This window comes from Acinetobacter sp. neg1 (assembly GCF_000788125.1).
Classification (GTDB): Bacteria; Pseudomonadota; Gammaproteobacteria; order Pseudomonadales; family Moraxellaceae; genus Acinetobacter; species Acinetobacter vivianii.
Map to the genome: position 1 here is coordinate 102,694 of NZ_JSZD01000017.1, position 26,367 is coordinate 129,060.

Below are 26,367 nucleotides of genomic sequence, written 5' to 3' on the forward strand. Positions count from 1 at the left end.
GCAACAATTTGGCTGCATCTGGTTTGGAGATCATCATGGAAAAATTATTGGCAATTATGCAAGAGTTAAGAGAAAAATGTCCGTGGGATCAACAACAAACACCTGAGAGTTTAACCTGTTATGCCATTGAAGAGGCGTATGAAGTTGAGGATGCAATTCGTTCGGGTGATATCGATGAGATTCGTAATGAACTCGGTGATTTATTGCTGCAAGTGGTTTTTCAATCACAAATGTTTGATGAAAAAGGATTATTTAATTTTCAGGATGTTGTGAATGCGATCAGTGAAAAGTTAGTTCGCCGTCATCCGCATGTTTTTGAGGCAGAAAAATATCAAAATTTAACGCCTGAGCAAGTGAGTGAGTTATGGAAACAAATCAAACTGCAAGAAAAACAAGGTAAAGTACAATCGCGTCTTGATGAGGTGAAGCATGCACCTGCTTTAGTACAAGCGCATGAAATTCAAAAAAAAGCGGCACAACTGGGTTTCGATTTTGAAACGGTAGATGATGCTTACGCGAAGCTGGACGAAGAATTAGGAGAGTTGCAGTCCGCAATCAAGCATCAAAGCGCGGATGAGATCGAGGAAGAGTTTGGGGATTGTCTATTTTCATTAATTAATGTGGGACGAAAGCTGGGGGTATCGAGTGAAGCATCGCTATTGGCGACCATTCATAAGTTTAGAAGCCGCTTTGCTTATATAGAACAACAGGCGCAACAACAACACAAAGACTTGCAAAAAATGAGTTTGGCAGAAATGGATGAACTCTGGGAGCAAGCCAAAATTCAATTAAAATCTGGGGAGGGGAACCATGATTTTTCGACAAGCGAGCAGCAAACATAGACTTTTTTTATGGATGATCTTGTGCGTGGGATGTATTTCGCATCTCAACGCCCAACAGTTTGATCAGTCCTATCAACAATGGAAAGCTCAGCAGCAAGCACGTGACCAGCAGTTGGCGAATCAGGCCAACAATAATTATTATTTATCCCGACCCGCTTCCCAACAAAATATAAAACAGGTTTCATCTTCTCTTAATATTCAAGGCGATAAAATCAGTTTAAATCAGGCAAATTTACAGCAATTGCAGACACTGAATGGGGTTGGTGAGAAAAAAGCTCAGGCGATTATGGAATATCGTCAAAAGAATGGTGGTTTTAAAAGTGTAGATGAGCTGATGAATATCAAGGGAATCGGGCCAAAATTGTTTGAAAAAAACAAAGCAAGGCTGATGTTATAAGCTCAGAATTGTAATAATGTGATGGAATAGGCAGACTGATCTGTTGAAACTTCCAACAGAATAAATTGCCCTTTGTGTGTGTTAGAGCTATGATTAGCGACAAATTGTTATTTACGTCCTGACGTAGGAGACAGTGTCTTTTGCAAACTTTGCGTGCGTCAAAATGTGGTTTGTCCACAACTCAACTTCCTTCCTCAATTCTAGATGTGATTGATAGTCTGACTAAAGCAGGCTACGAGGCATATATTGTGGGCGGTGGTGTTCGAGATATGATGTTAGGTCTTAATCCAAAGGATTTTGACGCGGTTACTAATGCTACACCAGCTCAGGTGAAAGAAGTTTTTGGTCGACGTTGCCGAATTATCGGACGACGTTTTGAGTTAGCACATGTGTATTCTGGTCGTGAACTGATTGAAGTTGCGACATTCCGTGCCCCGCCGAAAAAAGCCGTCACCAGTGCCTCTGGTATGATTCTTCGTGATAATAACTGGGGAACGATTGAGCAAGACTTTGCTCGTCGAGATTTTTCCATCAATACCTTGTATTACCAGCCACGGAAAGGCATCGTACTTGATTTCTGCCATGCGGTAGATGACATCAAGACGCGTACTTTACGTTTTCTTGGTGAACCTGCACAGCGTTTTGAAGAAGATCCTGTACGTATGTTACGTGCATTGCGTTTTGCTGCAAAATTAAACTTCCAGATTGATCAATCCATTCTCGATGTTTTTAGTGCTGAAATGACGCAATTATTGCGTGATGTTTCGCCACATCGTTTATATGATGAATCACAAAAACTGTTCACCATGGGGCATTTGACGCGTGTCTTGCCAATGTTGATCGAGTTTGGTGTATGGAAACAGCTTTTCGCCGAAATCCCGCCGAATATTACCGCTTTTATTGAGCGTGCCGCACGAAATACCGATCAGCGTATTCAAGTGGGTAAAACCATCAATCCTGCATTTTTCTATGCGGTATTGTTATGGAAACCATTTTTAGAACGTTGTGACTACTATTTGAATAAAGGTGTTGTACCTGCAGAAGCGCGTGCACAAGCTGGACTTGATGTGTTGAAACGTCAGGCCACTCGTACCATTATTCCACGTTTTGCTGAAACCTTTATTCGTGAAGTTTGGGAAATGCAGACGCGTTTGCTGAATCCAAAACCACAACAGATTGAGGCTTTGGCTGGGCATGCCCGTTTCCGTGCAGGCTTTGACTTCTTGCTGTTACGTGAAAAATCAGGCGACAGCAGTACAGAAGGCATGGGCACTTGGTGGGAAACCTATCAGGAAATGACCACTGACCAAAAAGAAGCGGCAATTCGTCAGTACAATCGTCAACGCAGCAAGACACGTCGTAAGGCGGTTGAAGCGGATGAACCGAAAACGACTGAAATTGAGCCTTTGGTCAATGTACCTGAGCCAAGAAGTCGTCGTGGTAAAAAAGAACGTGTCAGAGCTGATGAGTCAGCGAGTCGTTTTATTGAAAAAGCGGCTGGCAATTCAGGACAGGTTCATGCGGATCATCCGATTCTTAAGCGTAAACGTGTACAACGTGACTTAAGCCAAGTGGTTTTTGGGCCAACGCAATGACGATTTGTACCTATATCGGTCTTGGCAGTAATTTAGGCGATTCGCAGCAGATTCTGAGTGAAGCTGTTGCGAAGCTGGCAACGCTCGGCGCTGTACAGGTTTCTCGACTTTATCAAAGTCCACCGATGGGGCCACAAGATCAGCCCAATTATCTCAATGCAGTTGTTCAACTGGATACCGACCTTGCACCGCTTGCTCTGTTAGATCAATTACAACAATTTGAGCAAGAAGCAGGACGTGTCCGTTTACGACGTTGGGGTGAGCGGACGCTTGATCTGGATTTGCTGATCTATGGTCAGGAACAGATCCAGAATGAACGTTTAACGGTGCCACATATTGGTATTTTAGAGCGTGATTTCGTCGTTATTCCCTTATTAGATTTAGATGCTCATTTACAATTAAATGGTCATTCTTTAAAAGATTTAGAACTGGTACAGCAAGCAAACTTGACTGTAATAGCAGACCAGTCTTGGGCAACCGTCTAAGACTGTTTCGTTCTGGAAACGCCTGTAGAGGACATCATCATGATTAGTCTAAGTGACTTAAGAAAGTTTAAAGCTGAAGGACGCAAGTTCTCATGTCTTACTTGTTACGATGCAAGTATGGCTAAAGGGATGGAGTTGGCTGAAATTGATACGATTTTAATCGGTGACTCTCTTGGAATGGCGATTCAAGGCAGAGATTCTACACTTCCTGTCACTGTGGAAGACATGGCTTACCATACTGCTGCTGTACGTCGTGGTAATGCACATGCCCTGATTATGACGGATCTGCCATTTATGAGCTATGCAATGCTTGAAGATGGTTTAAAAAATGCAAGAACTGTCATGCAAGCTGGCGCACAAATGGTCAAGATCGAAGGTGGTGCTTGGCTTAGCGAACTGGTGACGGTATTGACCCGTAATGGTATTCCAGTGTGTGTACATTTAGGCTTAACGCCACAATCTGTACATGTATTAGGTGGCTATAAGTTGCAAGCAAAAACACGTGAAGCAGCGGATCAGTTGATTGCAGATTGTCAGGCCGTGGTCGATGCTGGTGCAGCGGTGTTATTACTTGAATGTGTTCCTGCACAATTGGGTAAAGAAATTGCAGAATTGTTCCCGAATACACCAGTGATTGGGATTGGTGCGGGTAATGAAACGGATGGTCAGGTATTGGTCGTTCAGGACATGCTTGGTCTGACCTTTGGTCGTGTTGCGCGTTTCGTACGTAACTTCATGAAAGAGCAAGCGGGTGAAACTGCAATCGTAGATGCATTTAAATCGTATCATGCTGCCGTTCAGGATCAGTCTTTCCCCGCCAAAGAACATACTTTTCAGGTTGAGCTTTAATTCATGAAAACTGAAACAACGATACAAGGCTTAACTGCGTCACTTTCTCCTGCACGTAGTTCAAAAAAACTGATTGGTTTTGTACCGACCATGGGCAATCTGCATGAAGGTCATTTGACTTTGGTGCGTGCTGCCAAAAAAATCTGTGATGTGGTGGTGGTGAGTATTTTCGTGAATCCGATCCAGTTCGGTGTTGGTGAAGATTTCGAAAGTTATCCACGTACGTTGGAACAAGATAGCCGTTTATTGGCAGATGCGGATTGCGACATTATTTTTGCGCCTACAGTAGAGCAAATGTATGGTACTCAGCCACGTCTGACCAATATCAGTGTGGGCGAGATTACCGATGACCTATGTGGAAAATCACGACCGGGTCATTTCGACGGTGTCGCAGTTGTAGTGACCAAGCTGTTCAATATCGTACAGCCTGATTTCGCATTCTTTGGTCAAAAAGACTACCAGCAATTAGCAGTGATTCGCCAGTTAGTCCAAGACTTGAATATGCCACTTGAAGTGATTGGCGTGCCGATTGTACGGGCCGAAGATGGTTTGGCTTTAAGTTCTCGTAATGGTTATTTAACCGAAGAGCAACGGGCAATTGCACCAACCATTTATCAATCGCTCAAACAGGCTGAACAGCAGTTGCGTGAAGGGCAGGCGCTTAACCAAGTGTTAGCAAATATCTCTGCTCAATTGACACAAGCTGGTTTTGTTGTGGATTATGTGGAAGCTCGTCAGACCAACCTGCAACCGATTGCGCAATTTGATCAAAATCTTGTTCTTTTTGTTGCTGCAAAACTGGGTGCAACCCGTTTGATTGATAACCTACAAGTTGATTTTAAAACATAAAAAATGAAGGGCAAAATGCCATGAAGCGTATTCTTATCGTGACAGGACAATCAGGCTCAGGCAAATCATCTGCATTACAAGTGCTTGAAGACTTGGGCTATTATTGTATAGATAACTTACCTTTGGCATTATTGCCTGAAATTGTGGCAAAACTGGATCATGAGAATAATCTTGAACAGTTGGCACTGGGCGTGGACATCCGCAGTACCCGTGCTGATATGCAAGAGTTTGATCATGTGTTTGAGCAATTACAACGCCATGGTTCGGTTGATATTATTTATCTGACCACGCAGGATCAGGATTTGATTGCACGTTTTAGTGCATCACGTCGTCCACATCCGTTGGCCAGTCGCTTTAATAGCCTGTTGCAATGTATTCAGGAAGAGAAACAACTGCTCATTCCGATCCAGTTCCGTTCTACAGTACATATTGATACCACGGATAAAAGTGTCCATGATTTAAAACATATCCTATTGTCTAAACTGGGACAGTCGGATAACTTAATTGTAATTTTACAGTCTTTTGGCTATAAGCACGGTATTCCACTCGATGCGGATTATGTATTTGACGTACGGCATTTACCAAATCCACATTGGGACTTAGAATTACGCCGTTTTTCAGGTTTAGATGAACCTGTGCGCCGCTTTTTGGAAGGCAGTCAACAAACCAATGAAATGTTTGAAGATATCTATGGCTTTCTAAACAAGTGGTTACCTGCTTTTGCCGAAGGACATCGCCATTACATGACCATTTCTGTGGGATGTACGGGCGGGCAGCATCGTTCGGTTTATATCGTGGATAGACTCAAACAGGCCCTTGAGGCAAAATGGGCTGTCCAAATCTTACATAGAGAAATGAAGCACTGGTCATGATAGACACAACAATTGATGTAATTAATAAACTCGGCTTACACGCTCGCGCATCTGGTAAACTGATTGAAGTGACGACAAAATTTCGTTCTTCTATCCAGATTGGTAAGGGCGATAAGTTAGTTGATGCAAAAAATATTATGTCATTGTTGATGTTGGGCGCAGGTAAAGGCACCACATTAAGACTGGTGATTGATGGTGCTGATGAAGAAAAGGCACTGGAAGAAATTCAAACGCTGTTCGCAGCAAAATTTTACGAGGCAGAGTAATAGTGGCACGTGGTCCCCAACGTTATACAGATGAAGATTTTGAGTCATTAGAAGGGCGTGCGAGTCGAACTGAGCAAAAAAAAGCAGTCCAGCGCATGGCCGCTTTGGGTGAGCAGTTGGCTCAACTCAATCCAAAGCAGATTCAAAAACTTCCTGTCGATGAGCGTTTAATTGATGCTTTGCTTGAAGTGCAGAGAATTAGCTCATTTGAAGCGCGTCGTCGTCAGTTCCAACGCGTTGGTAAGTTATTGCGTAATGAAGATGAGAGCACGATTTTATCTTATCTCACGCCGCAACAAGGCGCTAAAAAACAAATGCAGTTGATGCGTTGGGTTGATCGTATGATTGATCAAGGCGACCCAATCATCAATGAGTTTAGTAAAGTGTTTAACGCTTCTGAACGCCATACTTTGCGTCAGCATGTATTACGTATTCATCGTGATATGAAGCAGCAAGTGAGTGAGGAAGAGCTGGAAGCTTCGAAACGTAAGTTCGTCAATTATGTTCAGCAGGTCGCACTGTTATCTGAGCAGTAAGGCTTAAAAATAAAAAAAAGAAGTTTCCACGGAAACTTCTTTTTTTTATCTCTTGTATTAATTTCCGAACTCGCCATTGGCTCTTTGTTTTGCCCACTCTCTTAAAATAAATTTCTGTAATTTTCCTGTCGAGGTTTTTGGAATCTCTGCGATCACCACATCTTTCGGAACTTTAAAACGCGCCAATTCTTGCTGACAATGCGCAATGATCTCTTCCGGTGAGGCAGTTGCTCCTTGTTTAAGTTCAATAAATGCACAAGGAACTTCTTGCCAGCGTTGATCTGGTTTCGCCACAACCGCGGCAGTCAGGACAGCAGGATGACGATACAGCACATCTTCAACTTCTAGGGATGAAATATTTTCTCCCCCTGAAATAATAATATCTTTTGAACGGTCTGTAATCTTGGCATAACCGTCGGGATGGCTCACGGCCAAATCGCCTGTATGGAACCAGCCACCTTTAAATGCTTCCTGAGTCGCTTCGGGATTTTTTAAATAACCTTTCATGACAATGTTGCCACGGAACATGATCTCGCCCATGGTTTGTCCATCATTGGGTACAGGTTGCATGGTTTCTGGATTAAGTACCCGCATACTGTCCTGTAAGGGATAAGGTACGCCTTGTCGTGAATGCAGTTGTGCTTGTTCCTGAATGGATAAATCACTCCAGCCTGCTTGTGAGGCACATAGGGCAGAGGGGCCATAGGTTTCAGTCAGGCCATAAACATGATTTACATTGATCCCGATATGATGCATACCTTCAATAATTGCAACTGGCGGAGCAGCACCCGCAACCATCACTTCGACATGATGATCAAATGAAGTTCGCTGTTCTGTTGGGGCATTGATCAGCATGGACAGCACAATCGGTGCGCCACAGAAGTAATCAACCTTATATTCTGCAATATATTTAAAAACCAGTTTCGGGTCGACGCGACGCAAGCAAATATTGGTACCGCCACTGGCCGCAATAGACCATGCAAAACACCAACCATTGCAATGGAACAGAGGAAGTGTCCAGAGATAAACCGCGCGTGGTTTCATTCCGCATGCCAGAATATTGCTGGCTGCATTGAGATAAGCACCACGGTGGTGGTAGACCACGCCTTTAGGATTGCCAGTCGTACCAGAAGTATAGTTGAGACTAATCGCATCCCATTCATCTTGTGGGAGTAACCATTCAAATTCAGGATGACCTTGAGCAATCCATGACTCATATTCATATTGCCCAATGGCAATCTGTTCACCTTCAAACTCGGAATCAAATACGTCAATGACCACGATCTCTTGAGGTACTAGTTTGAGTGCTTCTACTGCGACCTCTCGAAATTCCGGATCAACCAGCAGTACTTTGGATTCAGCATGTTCCAGCATAAAAGCAATGGTTTTGGCATCAAGACGCGTATTTAAGGTGTTGAGTACCGCACCTGCCATCGGGACTGCAAAATGTGCTTCGATCATGGCTGGAATATTAGGAAGTAATACTGAAACGGTATCGTTTTTTTGAATACCCAGATTTGTCAGTTGGTATGCAAATTGGCGGCAGCGTTGATAGGTTTGTTGCCATGTGATTTGAAGTTCGCCATGAATAATTGCAGCTTGTTGGGGGTAAATATAAGCGGCACGCTCTAAATAACGTAGCGGGGACAAAGCAACAAAATTTGCGGGTGTTCTTGGTAATTCGTCGTATGCACTCACCATGTGTATTGCTCCATTTCTGTTCTTTTCATTCATTATTAAACTATTCTGTCGTCGAGTCTAAATCATTTAGGCTTTAGTCGGAGGTGAATCGTAAGAGATATCGGGTTTTTCTGGTTCAGAGGTTTCATCCACAGCTAAACCCGTGTAAAATCTTGGATACTTTTTTATCCGCCGTTTTTTATCTTTTGAGGCCTCGCCTCAATACATAATCTCGCGGTGATATGCTCCTTCGTATAGGGCATCACTCCTTAAGGATTTTTTTATATGCCAATCATTACTTTACCAAATGGTGATCAGAAACAGTTTGATCAGCCAATTTCCGTGATGGAACTTGCTCAAAGCATTGGTCCGGGTCTTGCAAAAAATACAGTTGCTGGCCGTATCAATGATCGCTTGGTGGATGCTTGTGATTTAATCACAGAAGATGCGACAGTTCAGATTATTACCCCGAAAGATGAAGAAGGTTTAGAAATCATTCGTCACTCATGTGCGCACTTGGTAGGGCATGCGGTTAAGCAATTGTTCCCAGAGGCGAAAATGGTGATCGGTCCTGTGATCGAAGAAGGTTTCTACTACGACATCTGGATGCCACGTCCGTTTACGCTGGACGATATGGCTGCGATCGAAGAGCGCATGAAAAAGCTTATCGATCAGGATTATGATGTCATCAAAAAGATGACACCTCGTGAAGATGTGATTGCAGAATTCACAGCACGTGGCGAAGAATATAAGTTACGCTTGATTGCAGACATGCCGAATGAAACACAAATGGGCTTGTACTATCATCAAGATTATTTAGATATGTGTCGTGGTCCACACGTACCTAATACTAAATTCTTAAAATCATTCAAGCTCACTAAAATCTCTGGTGCATACTGGCGTGGTGATGCGAAAAATGAACAATTACAACGTATTTATGGTACAGCTTGGGCTGACAAAAAACAGTTAGCGGCTTATATCAAACGTATTGAAGAAGCTGAAAAGCGTGATCACCGTAAAATTGGTAAAGCGCTAGACTTGTTCCACATGCAAGAAGAAGCACCAGGTATGGTGTTCTGGCATCCGAACGGCTGGACGATTTATCAAGTGCTTGAACAATACATGCGTAAAGTTCAGCAAGAAAATGGTTATCAGGAAATCAAGACACCACAAATCGTAGACTTTACGCTTTGGGAAAAGTCTGGTCATGCGGCAAACTATGCTGAAAACATGTTTACGACCCATTCTGAAAGTCGTAACTATGCAGTGAAGCCGATGAATTGCCCATGTCACGTACAGGTCTTTAACCAAGGTTTGAAATCTTACCGTGACTTACCAATCCGTTTAGCTGAGTTTGGTTCATGTCACCGTAACGAGCCATCAGGTTCTTTACACGGTATTATGCGTGTTCGTGGCTTTACTCAAGATGACGCACATATTTTCTGTACCAAAGAACAAATTGGTAAAGAAGTTGCAGATTTCATTAAGCTGACTTTAGACGTTTATAAAGACTTTGGTTTTGAAGACGTACAAATGAAGCTCTCTACACGTCCAGAAAAACGTGTGGGTGATGATGCACTTTGGGATCTGGCTGAAAAATCTTTGGCAGATGCGCTTGATGATGCTGGCTTGGCATGGGACTTGCAACCTGGTGAAGGTGCGTTCTATGGTCCGAAAATTGAATTTTCATTGAAAGACTGTTTAGGCCGTATCTGGCAGTGCGGTACGATTCAATGTGACTTCAACTTGCCAATCCGTTTAGATGCTTCTTATGTTACAGAAGACAATGAGCGTGACCAACCTGTTATGCTTCATCGTGCAATTCTTGGCAGTTTTGAGCGTTTTATTGGTATACTAATTGAACACTATGCGGGTTTCATGCCACCTTGGCTTACACCAATTCAAGCGTGCGTCATGAACATTACTGATTCACAAGCAGAAGCAAGTGAACAAGTGGTCGCAAAACTCAAAGAAAATGGCCTTCGTGCTATTTCTGACTTGAGAAATGAAAAAATCGGATTTAAGATTCGTGAGCGTACCCTAGAGCGTATTCCTTACCTTCTAGTTCTCGGTGACCGAGAAGTTGAAGAAGGTACAGTTAATGTGCGTACTCGCTCAGGAAAAAATTTAGGTACTATGTCAGTAGATGCATTTATTGACTTAGTGAAATCTGCCGTTGCCGAACGTGGCCGGTACATTGTGGAGTAATAAAGATTAAACAGCCTGACCGTAACCAACAACAAGGTGCTAAAAGTAACCGTCCTGCAATCAACGATGAGATCCGTGCGAAAGAAGTACGCCTCGTCGCTGCAGATGGGGAGCAAAAAGGTGTTGTTTCATTAAATGAAGCATTACGTGCTGCAGAAGAAGCCAATCTTGACCTTGTTGAGATTGTTGCTAATGCAGAACCGCCTGTTTGTAAAATCATGGACTACAACAAGCACTTATTTGACTTGAAACAAAAGCAAAAAGATGCGAAGAAAAAACAGCATCAAGTGCAAGTGAAAGAAATCAAGTTACGTCCTGCGACGGATGTAGGTGATTATCAGGTAAAATTGCGTGCAATTTTACGTTTCCTTGAAGAAGGGAACAAAGTGAAAATTACCTTGCGTTTCCGTGGTCGTGAGATGGCACATCAACAGCTTGGTCTTGCTCAATTACAAAAAATTGAAGCTGACGTTGCTGAGTTTGGTGTTGTTGAACAAGCTCCGAAGATGGAAGGCCGTCAGATGGGCATGTTACTTGGTCCGAAAAAGAAAAAGTAATTTTTTCTTGATAAAAAAGCACCGCAACAGGCGGTGCTTTTTTATGTCTAAATCAGGCAATGGTTTGTTAAAAATGTGCTAAATCTGATGTCTAAGAATAAAAACAGGCTATGATAAGATTACTTGATAAATACACAATTTAAAAAACTGGAAAAATTCATGTCTACAATTAAAGGTACTCAAGAACTCTCTGAAATTAATCAAAAAGTTGTGCAAGAAGGAGAGGTTCTACCACAAGTTAAACTGAAAGATGGCAGTCGTGTACAAACAGGTACCGTTGCGACCATGCTACACAATATTAATCTTTATAATGCTGGAGTGCGTGGGGCTGTTGAAGAAGAATTAGCCTTAGCTGTCCCAACGTTATTTAAGGTGGGTATGTTCGATTTATTCTCTGTAGAAGAGTGGATTAATGGCACGAATGCTGGGCGTAAATTTGTCGGTGAAAAAGCTAGAGAATTTCAGGAAAAGCACAAATAATTTTACCGATATTTAGTTTAAAAACATGGTGCTATTGTATCTTTTCGTGCCTATTTGCTGATCAATATAGGCGAAGTGTGCTATAACGCAACAACAGTCAAGATAACGATCAACAGGACTACATAAATGATTGACTTATACTACTGGGGCACACCCAATGGACATAAAATAACAATTGCTTTAGAAGAAATGCAACTTGAGTATCAAATTTTCCCTATCAATATTCTTGAGAATGACCAGTTCCAGCCTGACTTTCTGAGAATTTCTCCTAATAATAAAATTCCTGCGATTGTTGATCAGAATGGGCCAAGAGGTGAACCGATTTCAGTGTTTGAGTCGGGTGCGATCCTGCAATATTTAGGTAGAAAAACGGGTTTGTTTTACCCAACTGATGAGCAGGAACGGGTTGAGGTTGAGCAGTGGTTGATGTGGCAGATTGGCGGTTTCGGGCCAATGTTGGGACAAAACCATCATTTCAATAAATTTGCTGCCGAACGTATTCCTTATGCCATTGAGCGTTATGTCAATGAAACCAAACGCCTCTATGGTGTTTTAAACAAACAGTTGATTGGTCAGAAGTTTGTGGCAGGCGAATATTCAATTGCAGATATGGCGATCTTACCGTGGGCATTGCGTTATGAATGGCAGGGCATTCAACTTGAAGATTACCCATACGTAAAAGATTATATTGAACGTCTCACGGCCCGTCCTGCGATACAGAAAGCCTTGTCGATCAAGGTGGGATAAGGCTATTGGCTGAGCAGCAGTACTATTTAAAACATTGGATAATTGTGATGGGATTGTTGCTGTTGACAGCAATCCTTTGCGCTCAGCTGCAAACGCTCTATTCAGAAAGTCATTTAGCAGGTCTAGTTTTTACTTTTATTACCATTCTAGGCCTTTTATTTTCTACACTTTTTTCTTGGCTACAGCTAGAAACCAAAAACTCATATTTGAGCACGTGGTTTTTTACTGGCTTTTTAAGCCTCTCATTAGTTTTATGTAGTTATCTTGACCATAAGGTATCAATGGATTTGGTGGCAGTTTCAAATGAAGAGATTCAATTAAGCTTGTATCAAAAAATTGTAAGTTCTGATTTTACATTCTGGATATTATTCCTTTTTCCATTTCTTTTTTCAGTTTTACATTTTTATATTCGATCTAAAAAATTGAAAACGAAATATAAATCATTGGTGTAATTTCCCTGTCAGCCGTATAAGCGAAGCTATTTTATAATTGTGTAATTTTTCATCTTGTCTTGGCATGATCAGGTTACGATGATTTAAGCCCATCAAAAATAAAGATCATGCAATCAACAATTTCAACGGACTATTTAAACAAACTTGGCTTTGAAGATGATTTCTCACCTACTTTGGCTCATCTAAAAACCTTATTAAGCCTTCATGTTCAGTCGATTCCTTTTGGCAATTTTTCTTCTTTCTTGGGAAGGGAAGTCTCATTAGCGTCTGATCAACTTGCTCAAAAGTTATTAAGAAATGATCAAGGGGGGTATTGTTTAGAACATAGTACCTTAACCAGACTCGCGTTAAATGAACTAGGGTACGATGCTTATAATGTGCTGGGACGGGTGTATTATCAGGGTACACCTGTAACCACCCCTGTAATGAGTCATTTAGTGACACTGGTTCGTATTGATCAGCAACTCTTTTTATATGATCCTGGTTTTGGTGGTATGACACCGACGAGTATCTTGTCGATGAATCGCATTGGTGAGGCTCAAACAACCCCATTAGAATCCTTTAGGTTGGTGGAAGTGGCTCAAAGTGGTTTAAGTGGTGAGGTACTTACAGGAATGAAATACATGTTGCAGGTCTGTATCCATAATGAATGGATAAATGTCTATGCCATTGATCCAGAGCAACAGGTTGCACATGCCGATGCACAGGTCGCAAACTGGTTTATTTCGACCTCTCCAGAATCCTTATTTACCCAGCACTTAATGTTATCTACTGCTAATACCGAAATGCGGATTACATTAAAAGATAGGGTCTTAAGAACGCATAGCAAAGGTGGGTCTAATAAAAAAGAGTTCACCAATTTTGATGAGTTTGAACGTACCATTAAGACCGTTTTTCAAATGAATATCTGTGATGGACAATTACAGGCTGCTTGGGAAAAACTGGCATGGACTCAATAATTTCAGGTTATATTGCTGTAGGTTGATATACTTTGATCGATATTGAGTGATCCCTTTAAATTGATGTCTTATTTTTTATTATTTCTCTCAGCTTTTGGTGCAGCGACTTTATTACCCTTACAGTCTGAAGCGGTACTAATGACCTTGCTGGTACAAGGTTTATCTAATCCTTTTTATCTCATTTTGGTTGCCACTATTGGAAATGTCTTGGGTTCCTGTGTGAACTGGTGGCTCGGCCTAAAAATCGAACATTTTAAAGATAAAAAATGGTTTCCTGTTTCTGAGCAACGCTTACAACAAGCCCAGCAGATTTATCATAAGTATGGCTTTTATTCACTGCTATTGAGTTGGACACCCGTGATTGGTGATCCGATTACCCTGATTGCAGGCTTGATGAAAGAGAACTTTTGGCGATTCTTGGTGATTGTCACAATCGCCAAAGGTGGGCGTTATTTAACCTTATATGCTTTATATCTCGGCATCTTTTAAAAATAAAGAGGAAGGACAAATTCTTCCTCTCAGGTCTATTGATCAGAGCCTTTGGTAATATCGACCTTGAATAAGTCACTGGTTTTAAACCAGCAGTAACTCACCACGGCAAGAGTCATACAACCTCCGAAAATGGTGGCTGTGATAGTTCCGAGATATTTGGCTGCCAGACCTGATTCAAATGCGCCCAATTCATTACTTGAAGACACGAACATTCCATTTACCGCAGCCACTCGGCCACGCATATTTTCAGGTGGGAAAATTTGCAGCACAGTTTGACGGACGACAACCGAAACACTGTCACAAGCACCTGTCATTGCGAGGGCAAACAGAGAAAGCCACATATGGTTTGAGAAGGCGAACAGAATAGTGAAAATACCAAAACCTGCCACAGCCAGCAGCATATTGCGCCAAGCATGGTGCATCGGTGGAAACTTGGTTAGGACAATCATGGTGATCAGTGCACCAATTGAAGGGGCGGCACGTAGATAGCCTAAGCCTTCAGGCCCAACTTTTAAGATTTCCTCGGCAAAAATTGGTAATAGTGCAATTACACCGCCAAACAGTACAGAAACCAGATCGAGTGAAATCGCCCATAACACAATCTTGGTTTTCCAGATAAAGCGGAAGCCATCGGTCAGGCTTTGCAGTACATTTTCGGTTTCCATTTTCGGGAAAGTTCGCTTCTCTAGACAGTTAATCAAAACGAAGCAAACGGCCAGTAATGCAGATACTGCAAAGAGACTGGTTTCACGTCCCAAAAACGCCAACATAAAACCACCGAGCATTGGGCCAATGATGACACCACTTTGCCAGCCAATCGTGGTCCATGTTGCGCCATTGGCATACAGTTCACGTGGAATCAAAAAAGGCTTGAGCGATGTTGCGGAAGGATTGTAAAAGCCTCGAATCGTACCTAAGGCAAAAATGACTGCATAAATGCCCCAAGAGAGCGTTGTTATGCCAATTTTTTCTAAGCCATGTAAATGGAATAATCCCCAAAGCACTAAAGGCAATGGAATAGAAAAGAATAAACAGACTTTCATGATGCTTTGTTTATTCAGCTTATCTGCAAAATAGCCGCCCCATAAAGACAAAGTGATAAAAGGTATCGCCTCTGCGAGTCCAATAAAGCCGAGTGTGAGTGGATCACGGGTAATTTGATACAGTGAATAGGCAACGATAATTTCCTGAATCAGGATAGCCAGTGTTAAGCAGAACTGATTAACGGTCACGATAGAGAAATCCCGATACCGCAAGGCAGCAAAAGCATCATTCTGTATATTCATATGGATGGGTGTTTAAGAATTTGACTCTATTATAGGCGCTGATTTTGTGTATGTTTCTCATAATTTGAGAATTAATTATGGAAAATAACGTTTGGGGAAAACACGTCTATTTCTATCAAAAAATGAGCATTTTACTTTTGTTTTAGCGATAGATGCTATATCATACTGCCTTCCTTACCTGCAGGTCGATTTGCAATAGTGCAAACGTGCCGAACAGGTGCCCAAAAGAGGTTACTATGGCTAAGTTAAAAACTCGCCGTGGTGCAGCTAAACGCTTTAAAGCGACTGCAAACGGTTTCAAGCGCAAACAAGCATTCAAGCGCCACATTTTGACCAAAAAATCTGCTAAGCGTATCCGTCAATTGCGCGGTTGTGTAATGGTTCACGTAAGTGACGTTGCATCAGTTCGTGCTATGTGCCCATACATCTAAGGAGATTATAAATGGCTCGTGTAAAACGTGGTGTAGTGGCTCATCGTCGTCACAAAAAAATTCTTGCTCGCGCTAAAGGTTACTATGGTGCTCGTTCACGCGTTTATCGCGTAGCGTTCCAAGCGGTAATCAAAGCTGGTCAATACGCATACCGTGACCGCCGTCAAAAGAAACGTCAATTCCGTGCTTTATGGATTGCGCGTATCAATGCTGGTGCTCGTCAAAACGGTTTATCATACAGCCGTATGATCGATGGCTTGAAAAAAGCTCAAGTGATCATCGACCGTCGCGTATTAGCTGACATCGCTATGCATGATGCAATTGCATTTGCTGCTTTAGCTGAAAAAGCTAAAGGCGCATTAGCTGCATAAGCTTAGAGATTCAAAGAAGGCCGCTTTTTAGCGGTCTTTTTTATTTTTAAAACTTTTATCAATAATTAGAAACAGGAATTTGCTTCTATTTCTCCTATAGGTGTTTGAGTGGTTGATAGAAGTAATGATCTAGGGGTTACTATTTATTGGCTTCTTTATCAGCTAAGTTTTTAAGTGCTTTATATATTGCATAAAACAGTGCAAGAATCAGGATAAAAAGATTGCCCCAATGAACTGCAAAATAAGCTAAGGTCCATAAAGCACAATAGCACCATAATATTGACCATAAAAATTTTACGATCCCAAACCAACGAAAGTGTGGTTGAGGTTCAATAGGTGAGGTGGTTTCATACTCGGCTAGTGGAGTAGTGATAGGGGAGAAATCGGCTGAGTTTTGGGTTTTTGGAGTGAATTTAAAAGAAGTATGTTGTTCTTGATGATGATTGATATTAGAGCTTTGATATTGATTGGCAGCGTATTTTAGGATAAGTACATGGAATTCGTCGAGCATATTACGTACAGTGTCAAATTCTAGTCTTTCATCCTCAGTCATTTGCCAGTAATCACCATTATCATTTTTAATATGGGATTCGTTATCCAATTGATTTTTTAAACGAGCAGCATTGAGCATTAGTATGCTGGCATAATTTTTTTTGAGGTTATAAGGCAATACTGGAAACTGTTCTTCCAGTTTATACATGTCACCTTCATAACAATTATTATCAGTTAATGAAATAGGATAGTTACCGAAGCGTTGGGCTACAGCAAAATAATAAATTTTTTCTTGATATTCATTGAAAAAGCTTTGCCAAGAGATCGCTTTTAAGTCTTCAGTAATACAAGGTACAGCCTCTACGGGAAGATCTTTCAATACATAGTTTTCAACACTATCGTGATAATTATTATAATCTGAATACAATGGATATCCATCGTTGTCATAGCTTTGCCAAAGTGGTTTTTCTTCACAGTGTAGGAGCACTTTGAATTGTTGTTGGGAAAAATGGCAGATAATGCAAAACTCATCTTCAGCTTGAAAGAAATTAAAAAGTTCTGATTCTCCGAGATAATTCGCAAGTATTGAGGTTGAATGTAAACTGATTTTCTCCAGGCCTTGTAGTTTAAGATAACTTAAAAAATGTGAAGCAGAGCCTGCGAGTAAATTACCTTGATCAATATTTCTTAAAATAGGAAAGTGAGTAAAGAGTAAGGGATGACGGTCTAAAAGTTCGGAATCTACAGCTCCCGTTAAAAATTCGTTTCCATAACTGACTAATGCTATTTGACGATATATTCTTGGTAAATACATATATGCTGTTCTTCCTATTATAATCGTTTTAAATAACAGGTAGATTGAACAAAAACGCATGAGAAAACAATATCACTTTAGACAAGTGGGTCAAGATACTCATATCTGGGATGTACATCATCTGGTTGAGCTAACCAAAACTTTTGTGATTAAGAAAGTGGCACTTGCTGATATTCGAGAACTCAACGAAGCTTATTGGTTTCCAAATCAATCTCCGACGACACAGCAAATCATTGAACATTTTCAATTGGTTGAAGCTGCTGATCTGAGTTATCCCATTATTTTATGTGCTGAAGGACGGGTGATGGACGGTATGCATCGTGTTGCCAAAGCAAGTTTATTGAAACATGACGATATTTTTGCTGTGCAATTTGCACAAACGCCAGAACCAGATTTTATCAATGTGGATGAAGATGAACTGGATTATGATGAATAAACCAATCTTTTGATTTAATTAGAGATTACATAACCCAAACATGTTGCAATAGACTTTTCTTCCTGAATCTTTTTACAGTAAAGAAAACAAGATTGGGATAAAAAATATGCGAGTGAGTGTAGAAGGTTTAGAACAAGGCGCGATTGAAACAGAATTAAGTATCTTGCCAAGAAAGGGCGAAACTATTCGGATCTTTTATGGCCCAGATGCGGAAGTGGAGGGTGAAATTGAAAATATCCATCACATTGTCAATCAGCATGATGGCGGTCATAAAATCATTATCAAAATCAGACCTACTTTTTAAATTAAACAAAAAACCTAGATGAAGTGATCTAGGTTTTTTTATTTAGCCTGTTGTTATAAACCAAAATAATATGCACAAACACAGATGATAATGGTGAGGAGAATTAATTTAATCACACCTGAAGCGCCAACTTTGTGGTGCTGTTGGGTTGGGTTACGTTGTTGTGGAATTTCCATGGTTCGATCAATGATTTCTGGTTCCTCTGCTGTTAGTTGCGCCGTTTGGTAATGATTGGCGGTTTTCACAATTAGCTTGGCAAATAGATCATCTGCTTTTTGCAAAAAGTTACGCAGGTTAATTTGCTCCTCAGGACTAAGTAATTCGCCGGCCGCAGTGTAAGGATGCTTCTTTTGCTGTTCTAAATGATCCACTAATGCTTGGGTGCGATGTAATAAGCGGTGTGCACAGTCAGCTGGATAGTCGGTTGGGATTAAAGCCAGTTGCCGATTTGAAAGGTCGTCAGGATCGATTTCATAACCGTAGAAAGGAAAATCCTGCTGTTCGGGTTCTATAAAGTTGTCCGCATATTTGCTGTCAAACAGTTCTCTTTCCAGAAAAATAGCAACTTCATTCCAATTCACTTTTTTTAGATCGGCATCGATTTTCTTGGCAAATTTATCATTTAACTCGTAACGCCAAAGATCTTCTTGACGTAGAACCGATTGCTGAGAAACGGGCGCTTGAAATTCACTATCGCTATTGTCCCATTCATCAAGCTCATGTCCACAGATCCAGGCCGTTTTTTTGTTGCCTTGATGACTTACGATAAAATGTGCAAAGGGAAGCAGTTCAACATTGGCATTCGGATTCTGCTCATCATTGAGTACGCTGGACAAATGTAAACTCAGCTTTTTTACACCTTGTTTTTTTAAACCTTCAAGCCAAATCTGGAAATGTTGAGCCAGTAGATGCTGAGAAAGTAAATCTCTGAAGATCAGACGATTCTGATCAAAAACTGGATGTTCGATCCAGCGACTAAAATTAAGATTTCCCGCAAGGTATTCATTGCCATAGGTGACAAGGGTAAGCTGCTGTTTCCAGATTTGATCAAGCGCCATCGTTGTTATTTCTCATTGACGAATTAGGGTTTATTGATATTTCACAGATGCTTGCGACAGCGGACATTTTTTTGATGCTACAAGGCCTGTCTTATGTAATTTAGTCATTCTAAATAAATAAGACATAACACAGTAGCTGCAAAAAATGTCCCTGTCCCATAGGGTTATGGCTAAAACTTCCCTAAACTGTGTTATGAAACTTGGCAAGGGGTTCGCCATTGTCTGCGTTTCATGCCTTGTTTATGTCGTTTTAGCCGATAACGCAATGCATGGTTGAAATGTCAATAGACCCTAGTATCTTATCCATTTTATTCAATTATTGATCATTTTTTTCAAAAAAATAATGGATCTCTTTCATTCTGCTATTGTTTTATTCCTAAGTTTATGCAGAAAAACTAGATGATTTAAAGCTGGGTTTTGCTTCATAAAATGGGTAAAAAGCTGATAAACTATAGCGTTTTCTTATATTTCTATATTTTGTTGCTTTGAGAGTTACTATGTCACTGGAAGCCCTGACCACTGAAGCGCTTGCTGCCATTGCAGCGGCTCAAGACCTTGCTGCACTCGATCAAGTACGTGTGCAATTTACAGGGAAAAAAAGCCAGCTTGCAGAGCAGTCGAAAGCACTTGGAAAAATGGATCCTGAAGAACGAAAAGTACAAGGTGCTGCCATCCATGCTGTTCGTGAAGCAATCAATGCAGCTTTGACCGAGCGTCAACAGTCATTACAACAAGCTGAACTTGCGAAGAAACTGGCAAGTGAAACCATTGATATTACTTTGCCAGGTCGCGGTCAGCGCATGGGAAGTATTCATCCTGTTACTCAAGTACAAGAGCGTATTTGCCAATTTTTTACCAAGGCGGGATTTCAGGTTGCGCATGGTCCTGAGGTCGAAGATGACTATCACAACTTCGAAGCCTTAAATATTCCGGGACATCACCCGGCGCGTGCCATGCACGATACCTTCTATTTTGATGCGACACATTTATTGCGTACGCATACTTCGGGTGTCCAAATCCGTACTATGGAAACCAGCCAGCCACCGATTCGTATTGTGTGCCCAGGCCGTGTTTATCGTTGTGACTCGGATCAAACACATTCACCGATGTTCCATCAGATCGAAGGTTTATATGTTGCAGAGAACACCAGCTTTGCCGAGTTAAAAGGGTTATTGATTAACTTGCTCAATGAATTCTTTGAAAAAGATTTGAAAGTACGTTTCCGTCCGTCTTACTTCCCATTCACAGAGCCAAGTGCAGAAGTGGATATCATGGATGAACGTGGTCGTTGGTTAGAGGTTTTAGGTTGTGGCATGGTGCATCCCAATGTACTTCGTGCTGCAGGTATTGATCCTGATAAATACAAAGGCTTTGCTTTTGGTTTAGGGGTAGAGCGTTTTGCAATGTTGCGTTATGGCATCAATGATTTGCGTATGTTCTATCAAAATGATGTGCGTTTCTTACGCCAGTTTGCCTAAGCATTTTTTCAGGATTAGATAAGGTTTATACAAATGAAAATTAGTGAAAATTGGTTACGCACGTGGGTGAACCCAGCCATTGATAGCGATACATTGTCTGATCAATTAACCATGCTCGGTTTGGAAGTTGATGATTTGGCGCCTGTGGCAAAACCATTTACAGGTGTGGTTGTGGGTGAAGTACTCACCGTTGAACAGCACCCAGATGCAGATCGGTTACGTGTGACCACTGTGAATATTGGTTCTGGTGAGCCATTACAAATCGTTTGTGGTGCACCAAATGTACGTGTGGGTATGAAAGCGCCTGTTGCAACAGTGGGTGCGGTATTGCCTGGTGACTTTAAAATTAAAAAAGGCAAACTGCGTGGTGTTGAATCACATGGCATGTTGTGCGGCGCTTCTGAAATTGATTTAGAAGATAAGATTGACGGTTTATTGGAATTACCCGCTGATGCACCAGTTGGGATCAATATCCGTGAATATTTAAAACTTGATGACAACGTGATTGATATCAGTATTACGCCAAACCGCGGTGACTGTTTTAGTATCCGTGGTATTGCACGTGAAATTGCAGTGATCAATCAGTTAACGATGAATGAGCCTGAGATTCAGTCTGTTCCTGCAACTATTACTGATGAAAAAGCAGTGACCATCACGACTGAAGGTACGCCACGTTACTTGGGGCGTATTGTTAAAAATGTAAATGTTAAAGCAGCAACACCAGATTGGATGGAGCAAGCATTAGCACGTTCAGGTATCCGTACCCATAGCATTCTGGTTGATATTACTAACTACGTATTGCTTGAGTTAGGTCAACCTATGCATGCTTTTGATTTGGCGAAAATCGAAGGTTCAATTCACGTCCGTCAAGCGCAACCTAAAGAAAAATTAGTGTTGCTTAATGATCAGGAAGTTGAGCTGCAAGATGACATGATGGTGATTGCTGATGATCAAAAAGCATTAGCTATTGCAGGTATCATGGGTGGTTTGGCATCATCTGTCACCGATGATACGCAAGATATTTTTCTTGAAAGTGCATTCTTTGCGCCTTTAGCCATTGCTGGTCGTGCGCGCCGTTTTGGTTTACATACGGATTCATCTCAACGTTATGAACGTGGCGTCGATTTTGAATTGCCAATGATTGCAATGCATCGTGCTTCTGAATTGATTCAAGCATTTGCTGGTGGTGAGTTTGGCCCAATCACAGTGGCTGAACAAACGACTTTATTGCCAAAACGTGAAGCGATTGTATTGAAACAGGCGCAAGTTGATCAGTTACTTGGATACCAAGTAGCGGGTGATTTTATTGCTGATGCATTAACACGCCTAGGTTGTGTGGTTACCGCAATCGCTGAAGGCGAGTGGAGTGTTGTTCCTCCTTCGCATCGTTATGATATGGCGATTTATCAAGATTTGATTGAAGAAGTTGTACGTATCGACGGGTATGACAATATTCAAATCAGTTTGCCAAAAATTGATGTGAAATTAGAAAAATACCAAGACCGCTTTGAGGTTGCACAATTACGTCAAACGATTGCAACATTAGGTTATCAAGAAGCCATCAGCTTTAGCTTTGCTGATGCAAAACTTGAAAAGCAGCTGAATCCAGCAGTACAGCCATTGATGTTGGCGAATCCAATTTCAAGTGACTTGGCTGCGATGCGTAGTACCTTGTTATCAAGCTTGATTCCTTGTGTACAGTACAACTTAAACCGTCAACAGCAACGTGTACGTTTCTTTGAGCTTGGTTTACGTTTTGATTATCAGAATGCACAAAGTATTCATGACCTTAAACAGATCCCAACGCTGGCATTGATTGCTGTCGGTTCACGTACACCTGAATCTTGGCATGCAAAACCTCAGGCTATGGATTTCTTTGACTTTAAAGGTGAGGTTGAAGAGATTCTTGCAGCAGGTCGTATTGCTGTTGAGTTTGTTCGTACTGAACGTGCATGGTTACATCCAGGTCAATCTGCGGAAATTTTGGTAGATGGACAATCGATTGGTTATCTCGGTCGTTTACATCCATCTTTGGAAAATGAACTAGATTTGGGCACAACTTGGGTCGCAGAGCTGGATCAACAGGCTGTTTTGCAATCTTATGTATCTAATTTTACAGAATTATCACGTTTTCCATCAGTTAGACGTGATATTGCGCTTTTAATCTCTGATAATATTGAGGTAAGAGATATTCAGCGGTTAATTGAGCAAACTGGTGGAGAGTTACTCGACTCGACATGGTTGTTCGATGTGTATACGGGGCAAGGAGTTGAACAAGGCAAACGCTCTCTCGCTTTTGCAGTGTTATGGCAACATCCAACTCGTACGCTTGAAGATGCTGAAATTAAATCTGGTATGGATAACATTATTCAAGTGTTGGAAGACACTTACCAAGCGACATTGAGGGCCTCATGACAGCATTAACAAAAGCAGATATGGCGGACCATTTAAGTGAGCTTACTAGCTTAAATCGCCGCGAAGCAAAACAAATGGTCGAGTTGTTTTTTGACGAAATCAGCCAAGCACTGATTGCGGGTGAGCAAGTCAAACTTTCTGGGTTCGGTAATTTTGAGTTGCGTGACAAACGTGAACGTCCAGGACGTAATCCTAAGACAGGTGAAGAGATTCCGATCTCTGCCCGTCGCGTGGTAACGTTCCGAGCGGGTCAGAAATTTAGACAGCGTGTTGGAAATGAGCAGATCGATTGATCTGCTTTTTTTTATATTTTATTTTGATTGAATTCTAAATAATTAGGGCATAAAAAAAGAGAACCGTAAGGTTCTCTTTTTTCGATAATCTAAAAACTAGATTATTTAGCAGCAGAAGCTGGTGCAGCTGGAGCAGAAGCTGGAGCAGCAACTTCAGAAGCAGCAGCAACTGGAGCAGCAGCCGCCGCAGCAGTAGCAGCAGAAGCAGCAGTAGTAGCTTCAGAAGCAGCAACTACAGCTTCAGAAGCAGCAGCTTTAGCGTCAGCAGCTGGCGCTTCTTCTTTCTTAGAGCAACCAACGAAAGCTAAAGTAGTAGCAATAGCAGCAACAACAGCGAATTTTTTGAATAACATGGCATCACTCTCATAAATTTGTGAGATTAAAAAAAACCTTAAGTTAGTCTGTTTGTGCTTTTATTATTCCTAAACGCTTTAGGTAACAACGCAGGGAGCAGCCTAACTGGTCTGACGCTATCGTATCAAAGCAATTCGTGAATTACTACTGTTCTGTCCAACAAAACGACAAAAATGGGCAAAATTCGGCTGTTTTTTGATAGAAAATAACTATGGATTATAAATTCTAAATCGGTAAGTTGCGGAAATTAAATAAGTTATTTTATAAATATATAAATAAATCAATGAAATAGTGTTTTTGGTAACTTTTTTAAAAAAATGTAAATATTATGTAAGTATGTCAACTAAATAAAAAAAGCTACCATTAAGGTAGCTTTTTTATCCGACTTTAGGTCGATGCTTTTCTTTTCATTTGATCAAAGAAATCATCGTTGGTCTTGGTTTCTTTCATACGATCCAATAAGAATTCCATTGCCGCAAGCTCATCCATTGGATGAAGAAGCTTACGAAGAATCCAGACTTTACGTAGATTTTCTTCACTCATGAGGCGTTCTTCGCGGCGAGTACCCGATTTCTTGATATTCATTGCCGGGAATACACGTTTCTCGGCGATACGACGATCAAGAGTAATCTCTTGGTTACCTGTACCTTTGAATTCTTCGTAGATCACGTCATCCATCTTACTGCCTGTTTCAATCAAAGCAGTTGAGATAATGGTGAGTGAACCACCTTCTTCAATATTACGTGCTGCACCGAAGAAACGTTTTGGACGTTCTAAAGCATGCGCATCCACACCACCTGTCAATACTTTACCTGATGAAGGAATGACAGTGTTGTAAGCACGCGCAAGACGGGTAATCGAATCCAGCAGAATCACGACATCTTTTTTGTGCTCAACAAGACGCTTAGCCTTTTCAATGACCATTTCAGCCACTTGAACATGGCGGGCAGGTGCTTCATCGAATGTTGATGCAACAACTTCACCACGAACAGTACGTTCCATCTCGGTTACTTCTTCCGGACGTTCGTCAATAAGAAGGACGATTAGGAATACTTCAGGGTTGTTGCGGACAATGGATTGCGCGATATTTTGCAATAACATTGTTTTACCCGCTTTCGGCGGTGCAACAATGATTGAACGTTGACCTTTACCAATCGGTGCAACAAGATCAACAACACGTGCTGTTAAATCTTCAGTTGTACCATTCCCGAGTTCCATAATCAGCTGTTCTGTCGGGAAGAGTGGGGTTAAGTTTTCAAATAAAATTTTATTACGTGAGTTTTCTGGGGTGTCATAGTTAATTTGGTTAACTTTTAATAGGGCAAAATAACGCTCACCTTCTTTAGGTGGACGAATTGTACCTGTAATGGTGTCACCCGTACGTAAGTTAAAACGGCGAATCTGTGATGGACTGACATAGATGTCATCTGGTCCAGCTAAATATGAACCAGCCGCAGAGCGTAGGAAGCCAAAACCATCAGAAAGAATTTCGAGAACACCATCACCAAAGATTTCTTCGCCATTCATGGCATGGCGCTTTAAAATGGCAAAAATAATATCTTGTTTACGGTTACGTGCCATGCCTTCAAGGCCCATAAACTCCGCAATTTTAATGAGTTCGCCAATGGGTTTTTTCTTGAGTTCAGTTAAGTTCATAAGTGGTCAGACAGAATGGAATAAGTGGAGGACTACGTTAGGGAAAGAATAAAAATCGACCGCATACATACATGCTGATGTAATTGTATTTACACAACCACAATTCAGTAGTCTGGTTCATTGTTTCAGAGAGAAATGTGAAAACAATTGTTTATTGCCGAGCGGCGATCTTATGTTTTGTGTCTTGTAAGAAGCGCAATGAAGTAGATTCCATTCAAAGCTTCTTGATCCAGAAATATAGATGAAATCAGGGGATTTGTCAATTTTTAACTAGAAATACACTATTCATTTAATAGCGTATTTCTAGCACTGACAATTCAACAGTCGTATTAGATGTTTTGGTCAATAAATGCTGCAAGTTTTGAACGTGGCGCTGCACCAACTTGTTGAGCAACAACTTCACCATCTTTAAACATCAATAATGCTGGAATATTACGGATGTTGTATTTCACAGCAGTGTCTTCGCATGAAGTAACGTCAACTTTAACGATTTTAACTTTACCTGCGTATTCGTTTGAAAGTTCTTCAAGTACAGGTGCAATTGCTTTACATGGTGCACACCAGCCAGCCCAGAAGTCAACAAGTACAGGCGTTTCAGCATCTAAAACATCTGCTTGGAAGTTTTCATCAGTTGTATTAACAATAGTCGCAGACATAAGGTTGCTCCAAATTTAAGAAATAAAGTGCGAATTAGTTCATCATCACGATGAATA

Annotated in this window: 30 protein-coding genes; 23 read left to right on the top strand and 7 right to left on the bottom strand. The window is 41.2% G+C overall.

Annotation, left to right across the window (positions count from 1 at the left end; genetic code table 11):
* Nucleotides 1-35: 35 nt before the first annotated feature.
* The 9 genes from mazG to yjgA all read left to right on the top strand — a co-directional run bounded on the left by mazG (nt 36) and on the right by yjgA (nt 6,691).
* Nucleotides 36-842, top strand: a complete 807-nt coding sequence (mazG, locus tag PJ15_RS13685; protein WP_047431715.1) for a nucleoside triphosphate pyrophosphohydrolase — start codon at nt 36-38, stop codon at nt 840-842.
* Complete coding sequence (locus tag PJ15_RS13690; RefSeq protein ID WP_047431719.1) at nt 811-1,239, top strand: helix-hairpin-helix domain-containing protein; 429 nt, start codon at nt 811-813, stop codon at nt 1,237-1,239. The genes mazG and PJ15_RS13690 overlap by 32 nt, the downstream gene beginning before the upstream one ends.
* Before the next feature lie 140 nt (nt 1,240-1,379).
* A complete protein-coding gene (pcnB, locus tag PJ15_RS13695; RefSeq protein WP_005255102.1) occupies nt 1,380-2,834 on the top strand; it encodes a polynucleotide adenylyltransferase PcnB in 1,455 nt (484 codons plus the stop codon).
* Complete coding sequence (gene folK, locus PJ15_RS13700; RefSeq protein ID WP_047431723.1) at nt 2,831-3,319, top strand: 2-amino-4-hydroxy-6-hydroxymethyldihydropteridine diphosphokinase; 489 nt, start codon at nt 2,831-2,833, stop codon at nt 3,317-3,319. Before pcnB ends, folK begins: the two co-directional genes overlap by 4 nt.
* A 39-nt stretch (nt 3,320-3,358) precedes the next feature.
* Entirely contained in the window at nt 3,359-4,168 is an 810-nt protein-coding gene (gene panB / locus PJ15_RS13705) for a 3-methyl-2-oxobutanoate hydroxymethyltransferase (protein WP_047431726.1), read from the top strand.
* Between the two features lie 3 nt (nt 4,169-4,171).
* Entirely contained in the window at nt 4,172-5,017 is an 846-nt protein-coding gene (panC, locus tag PJ15_RS13710) for a pantoate--beta-alanine ligase (protein WP_047431730.1), read from the top strand.
* A gap of 20 nt (nt 5,018-5,037) precedes the next feature.
* Entirely contained in the window at nt 5,038-5,889 is an 852-nt protein-coding gene (gene rapZ / locus PJ15_RS13715) for an RNase adapter RapZ (protein WP_004774690.1), read from the top strand.
* Nucleotides 5,886-6,155, top strand: coding sequence for an HPr family phosphocarrier protein (locus PJ15_RS13720; RefSeq protein WP_004774692.1), 270 nt, complete (start codon nt 5,886-5,888; stop codon nt 6,153-6,155). The genes rapZ and PJ15_RS13720 overlap by 4 nt, the downstream gene beginning before the upstream one ends.
* A 2-nt stretch (nt 6,156-6,157) precedes the next feature.
* Entirely contained in the window at nt 6,158-6,691 is a 534-nt protein-coding gene (gene yjgA, locus PJ15_RS13725; RefSeq protein ID WP_004774694.1) for a ribosome biogenesis factor YjgA, read from the top strand.
* 57 nt (nt 6,692-6,748) lie between these two features.
* On the opposite strand, the gene PJ15_RS13730 is transcribed toward yjgA, so the two are convergent.
* Nucleotides 6,749-8,392 (bottom strand): acyl-CoA synthetase, encoded by a 1,644-nt coding sequence (locus PJ15_RS13730; RefSeq protein WP_047431733.1) that lies wholly within the window; start codon nt 8,390-8,392, stop codon nt 6,749-6,751.
* A gap of 264 nt (nt 8,393-8,656) precedes the next feature.
* Here PJ15_RS13730 and thrS point away from each other — a divergent pair, with 264 nt between their 5' ends.
* The 7 genes from thrS (at nt 8,657) to PJ15_RS13765 (ending at nt 14,263) form a co-directional block, all read left to right on the top strand.
* Nucleotides 8,657-10,579 (top strand): threonine--tRNA ligase, encoded by a 1,923-nt coding sequence (gene thrS / locus PJ15_RS13735; RefSeq protein ID WP_004774698.1) that lies wholly within the window; start codon nt 8,657-8,659, stop codon nt 10,577-10,579.
* Between the two features lie 5 nt (nt 10,580-10,584).
* Entirely contained in the window at nt 10,585-11,136 is a 552-nt protein-coding gene (gene infC / locus PJ15_RS18445) for a translation initiation factor IF-3 (RefSeq protein ID WP_079281829.1), read from the top strand.
* A gap of 159 nt (nt 11,137-11,295) precedes the next feature.
* Complete coding sequence (locus tag PJ15_RS13745; RefSeq protein ID WP_047431736.1) at nt 11,296-11,616, top strand: hypothetical protein; 321 nt, start codon at nt 11,296-11,298, stop codon at nt 11,614-11,616.
* A gap of 126 nt (nt 11,617-11,742) precedes the next feature.
* Nucleotides 11,743-12,363, top strand: a complete 621-nt coding sequence (locus PJ15_RS13750; RefSeq protein WP_047431739.1) for a glutathione S-transferase N-terminal domain-containing protein — start codon at nt 11,743-11,745, stop codon at nt 12,361-12,363.
* A gap of 47 nt (nt 12,364-12,410) precedes the next feature.
* Nucleotides 12,411-12,815 (top strand): hypothetical protein, encoded by a 405-nt coding sequence (locus PJ15_RS13755; RefSeq protein ID WP_052138602.1) that lies wholly within the window; start codon nt 12,411-12,413, stop codon nt 12,813-12,815.
* 107 nt (nt 12,816-12,922) lie between these two features.
* Nucleotides 12,923-13,774, top strand: coding sequence for an arylamine N-acetyltransferase family protein (locus tag PJ15_RS13760; protein WP_047431745.1), 852 nt, complete (start codon nt 12,923-12,925; stop codon nt 13,772-13,774).
* A 63-nt stretch (nt 13,775-13,837) separates the two neighbouring features.
* Nucleotides 13,838-14,263, top strand: coding sequence for a YqaA family protein (locus PJ15_RS13765; RefSeq protein ID WP_004774708.1), 426 nt, complete (start codon nt 13,838-13,840; stop codon nt 14,261-14,263).
* A 35-nt stretch (nt 14,264-14,298) separates the two neighbouring features.
* Here PJ15_RS13765 and PJ15_RS13770 read toward each other — a convergent pair whose 3' ends face one another.
* The gene (locus PJ15_RS13770; RefSeq protein WP_005255083.1) at nt 14,299-15,552 is read right to left on the bottom strand and encodes an MFS transporter; all 1,254 of its coding nucleotides are present in this window, start codon (nt 15,550-15,552) and stop codon (nt 14,299-14,301) included.
* 236 nt (nt 15,553-15,788) lie between these two features.
* On the opposite strand from PJ15_RS13770, the gene rpmI reads away from it, so the two are divergent.
* Nucleotides 15,789-15,983, top strand: a complete 195-nt coding sequence (gene rpmI / locus PJ15_RS13775) for a 50S ribosomal protein L35 (RefSeq protein ID WP_004637967.1) — start codon at nt 15,789-15,791, stop codon at nt 15,981-15,983.
* Between the two features lie 11 nt (nt 15,984-15,994).
* Entirely contained in the window at nt 15,995-16,354 is a 360-nt protein-coding gene (rplT, locus tag PJ15_RS13780) for a 50S ribosomal protein L20 (RefSeq protein ID WP_004655655.1), read from the top strand.
* 139 nt (nt 16,355-16,493) lie between these two features.
* Here rplT and PJ15_RS13785 read toward each other — a convergent pair whose 3' ends face one another.
* Entirely contained in the window at nt 16,494-17,660 is a 1,167-nt protein-coding gene (locus tag PJ15_RS13785; RefSeq protein ID WP_047431748.1) for a hypothetical protein, read from the bottom strand.
* A gap of 58 nt (nt 17,661-17,718) precedes the next feature.
* Between PJ15_RS13785 and PJ15_RS13790 the strand changes: the two genes are divergently transcribed.
* Nucleotides 17,719-18,096, top strand: coding sequence for a hypothetical protein (locus PJ15_RS13790; RefSeq protein ID WP_047431751.1), 378 nt, complete (start codon nt 17,719-17,721; stop codon nt 18,094-18,096).
* 106 nt (nt 18,097-18,202) lie between these two features.
* Complete coding sequence (locus PJ15_RS13795; protein ID WP_004774718.1) at nt 18,203-18,400, top strand: hypothetical protein; 198 nt, start codon at nt 18,203-18,205, stop codon at nt 18,398-18,400.
* Nucleotides 18,401-18,453: 53 nt separating this feature from the next.
* Here the strand turns inward: PJ15_RS13795 and PJ15_RS13800 are convergent, their stop codons facing one another.
* Nucleotides 18,454-19,458 (bottom strand): hypothetical protein, encoded by a 1,005-nt coding sequence (locus PJ15_RS13800; RefSeq protein ID WP_047431755.1) that lies wholly within the window; start codon nt 19,456-19,458, stop codon nt 18,454-18,456.
* 497 nt (nt 19,459-19,955) lie between these two features.
* Here PJ15_RS13800 and pheS point away from each other — a divergent pair, with 497 nt between their 5' ends.
* The 3 genes from pheS to PJ15_RS13815 are packed head-to-tail and all read left to right on the top strand — an operon-like array spanning nt 19,956 to nt 23,644.
* Nucleotides 19,956-20,936: a phenylalanine--tRNA ligase subunit alpha gene (gene pheS / locus PJ15_RS13805; protein WP_005255074.1), complete on the top strand. Its 981-nt coding sequence runs from the start codon at nt 19,956-19,958 to the stop codon at nt 20,934-20,936.
* A gap of 33 nt (nt 20,937-20,969) precedes the next feature.
* Complete coding sequence (pheT, locus tag PJ15_RS13810; RefSeq protein WP_047431758.1) at nt 20,970-23,351, top strand: phenylalanine--tRNA ligase subunit beta; 2,382 nt, start codon at nt 20,970-20,972, stop codon at nt 23,349-23,351.
* Complete coding sequence (locus PJ15_RS13815; protein WP_000126166.1) at nt 23,348-23,644, top strand: integration host factor subunit alpha; 297 nt, start codon at nt 23,348-23,350, stop codon at nt 23,642-23,644. The genes pheT and PJ15_RS13815 overlap by 4 nt, the downstream gene beginning before the upstream one ends.
* Before the next feature lie 101 nt (nt 23,645-23,745).
* On the opposite strand, the gene PJ15_RS13820 is transcribed toward PJ15_RS13815, so the two are convergent.
* The 3 genes from PJ15_RS13820 to trxA form a co-directional block, all read right to left on the bottom strand.
* Complete coding sequence (locus PJ15_RS13820) at nt 23,746-23,997, bottom strand: hypothetical protein (protein WP_005255070.1); 252 nt, start codon at nt 23,995-23,997, stop codon at nt 23,746-23,748.
* A 388-nt stretch (nt 23,998-24,385) separates the two neighbouring features.
* The gene (gene rho / locus PJ15_RS13825) at nt 24,386-25,654 is read right to left on the bottom strand and encodes a transcription termination factor Rho (RefSeq protein ID WP_004664227.1); all 1,269 of its coding nucleotides are present in this window, start codon (nt 25,652-25,654) and stop codon (nt 24,386-24,388) included.
* Between the two features lie 329 nt (nt 25,655-25,983).
* Nucleotides 25,984-26,310 (bottom strand): thioredoxin, encoded by a 327-nt coding sequence (trxA, locus tag PJ15_RS13830; RefSeq protein ID WP_004774726.1) that lies wholly within the window; start codon nt 26,308-26,310, stop codon nt 25,984-25,986.
* Nucleotides 26,311-26,367: the final 57 nt, after the last annotated feature.

Bases quoted from the DNA above. Each gene is read 5' to 3' on its own strand.
- mazG (WP_047431715.1), top strand. From the start codon at position 36: ATGGAAAAATTATTGGCAATTATGCAAGAGTTAAGAGAAAAATGTCCG.
- PJ15_RS13690 (WP_047431719.1), top strand. From the start codon at position 811: ATGATTTTTCGACAAGCGAGCAGCAAACATAGACTTTTTTTATGGATG.
- folK (WP_047431723.1), top strand. From the start codon at position 2,831: ATGACGATTTGTACCTATATCGGTCTTGGCAGTAATTTAGGCGATTCG.
- panB (WP_047431726.1), top strand. From the start codon at position 3,359: ATGATTAGTCTAAGTGACTTAAGAAAGTTTAAAGCTGAAGGACGCAAG.
- panC (WP_047431730.1), top strand. From the start codon at position 4,172: ATGAAAACTGAAACAACGATACAAGGCTTAACTGCGTCACTTTCTCCT.
- rapZ (WP_004774690.1), top strand. From the start codon at position 5,038: ATGAAGCGTATTCTTATCGTGACAGGACAATCAGGCTCAGGCAAATCA.
- PJ15_RS13720 (WP_004774692.1), top strand. From the start codon at position 5,886: ATGATAGACACAACAATTGATGTAATTAATAAACTCGGCTTACACGCT.
- PJ15_RS13730 (WP_047431733.1), bottom strand. From the start codon at position 8,392: ATGGTGAGTGCATACGACGAATTACCAAGAACACCCGCAAATTTTGTT.
- thrS (WP_004774698.1), top strand. From the start codon at position 8,657: ATGCCAATCATTACTTTACCAAATGGTGATCAGAAACAGTTTGATCAG.
- PJ15_RS13745 (WP_047431736.1), top strand. From the start codon at position 11,296: ATGTCTACAATTAAAGGTACTCAAGAACTCTCTGAAATTAATCAAAAA.
- PJ15_RS13750 (WP_047431739.1), top strand. From the start codon at position 11,743: ATGATTGACTTATACTACTGGGGCACACCCAATGGACATAAAATAACA.
- PJ15_RS13755 (WP_052138602.1), top strand. From the start codon at position 12,411: ATGGGATTGTTGCTGTTGACAGCAATCCTTTGCGCTCAGCTGCAAACG.
- PJ15_RS13760 (WP_047431745.1), top strand. From the start codon at position 12,923: ATGCAATCAACAATTTCAACGGACTATTTAAACAAACTTGGCTTTGAA.
- PJ15_RS13765 (WP_004774708.1), top strand. From the start codon at position 13,838: ATGTCTTATTTTTTATTATTTCTCTCAGCTTTTGGTGCAGCGACTTTA.
- PJ15_RS13770 (WP_005255083.1), bottom strand. From the start codon at position 15,552: ATGAATATACAGAATGATGCTTTTGCTGCCTTGCGGTATCGGGATTTC.
- rpmI (WP_004637967.1), top strand. From the start codon at position 15,789: ATGGCTAAGTTAAAAACTCGCCGTGGTGCAGCTAAACGCTTTAAAGCG.
- rplT (WP_004655655.1), top strand. From the start codon at position 15,995: ATGGCTCGTGTAAAACGTGGTGTAGTGGCTCATCGTCGTCACAAAAAA.
- PJ15_RS13785 (WP_047431748.1), bottom strand. From the start codon at position 17,660: ATGTATTTACCAAGAATATATCGTCAAATAGCATTAGTCAGTTATGGA.
- PJ15_RS13790 (WP_047431751.1), top strand. From the start codon at position 17,719: ATGAGAAAACAATATCACTTTAGACAAGTGGGTCAAGATACTCATATC.
- PJ15_RS13795 (WP_004774718.1), top strand. From the start codon at position 18,203: ATGCGAGTGAGTGTAGAAGGTTTAGAACAAGGCGCGATTGAAACAGAA.
- PJ15_RS13800 (WP_047431755.1), bottom strand. From the start codon at position 19,458: ATGGCGCTTGATCAAATCTGGAAACAGCAGCTTACCCTTGTCACCTAT.
- pheS (WP_005255074.1), top strand. From the start codon at position 19,956: ATGTCACTGGAAGCCCTGACCACTGAAGCGCTTGCTGCCATTGCAGCG.
- pheT (WP_047431758.1), top strand. From the start codon at position 20,970: ATGAAAATTAGTGAAAATTGGTTACGCACGTGGGTGAACCCAGCCATT.
- PJ15_RS13815 (WP_000126166.1), top strand. From the start codon at position 23,348: ATGACAGCATTAACAAAAGCAGATATGGCGGACCATTTAAGTGAGCTT.
- PJ15_RS13820 (WP_005255070.1), bottom strand. From the start codon at position 23,997: ATGTTATTCAAAAAATTCGCTGTTGTTGCTGCTATTGCTACTACTTTA.
- rho (WP_004664227.1), bottom strand. From the start codon at position 25,654: ATGAACTTAACTGAACTCAAGAAAAAACCCATTGGCGAACTCATTAAA.
- trxA (WP_004774726.1), bottom strand. From the start codon at position 26,310: ATGTCTGCGACTATTGTTAATACAACTGATGAAAACTTCCAAGCAGAT.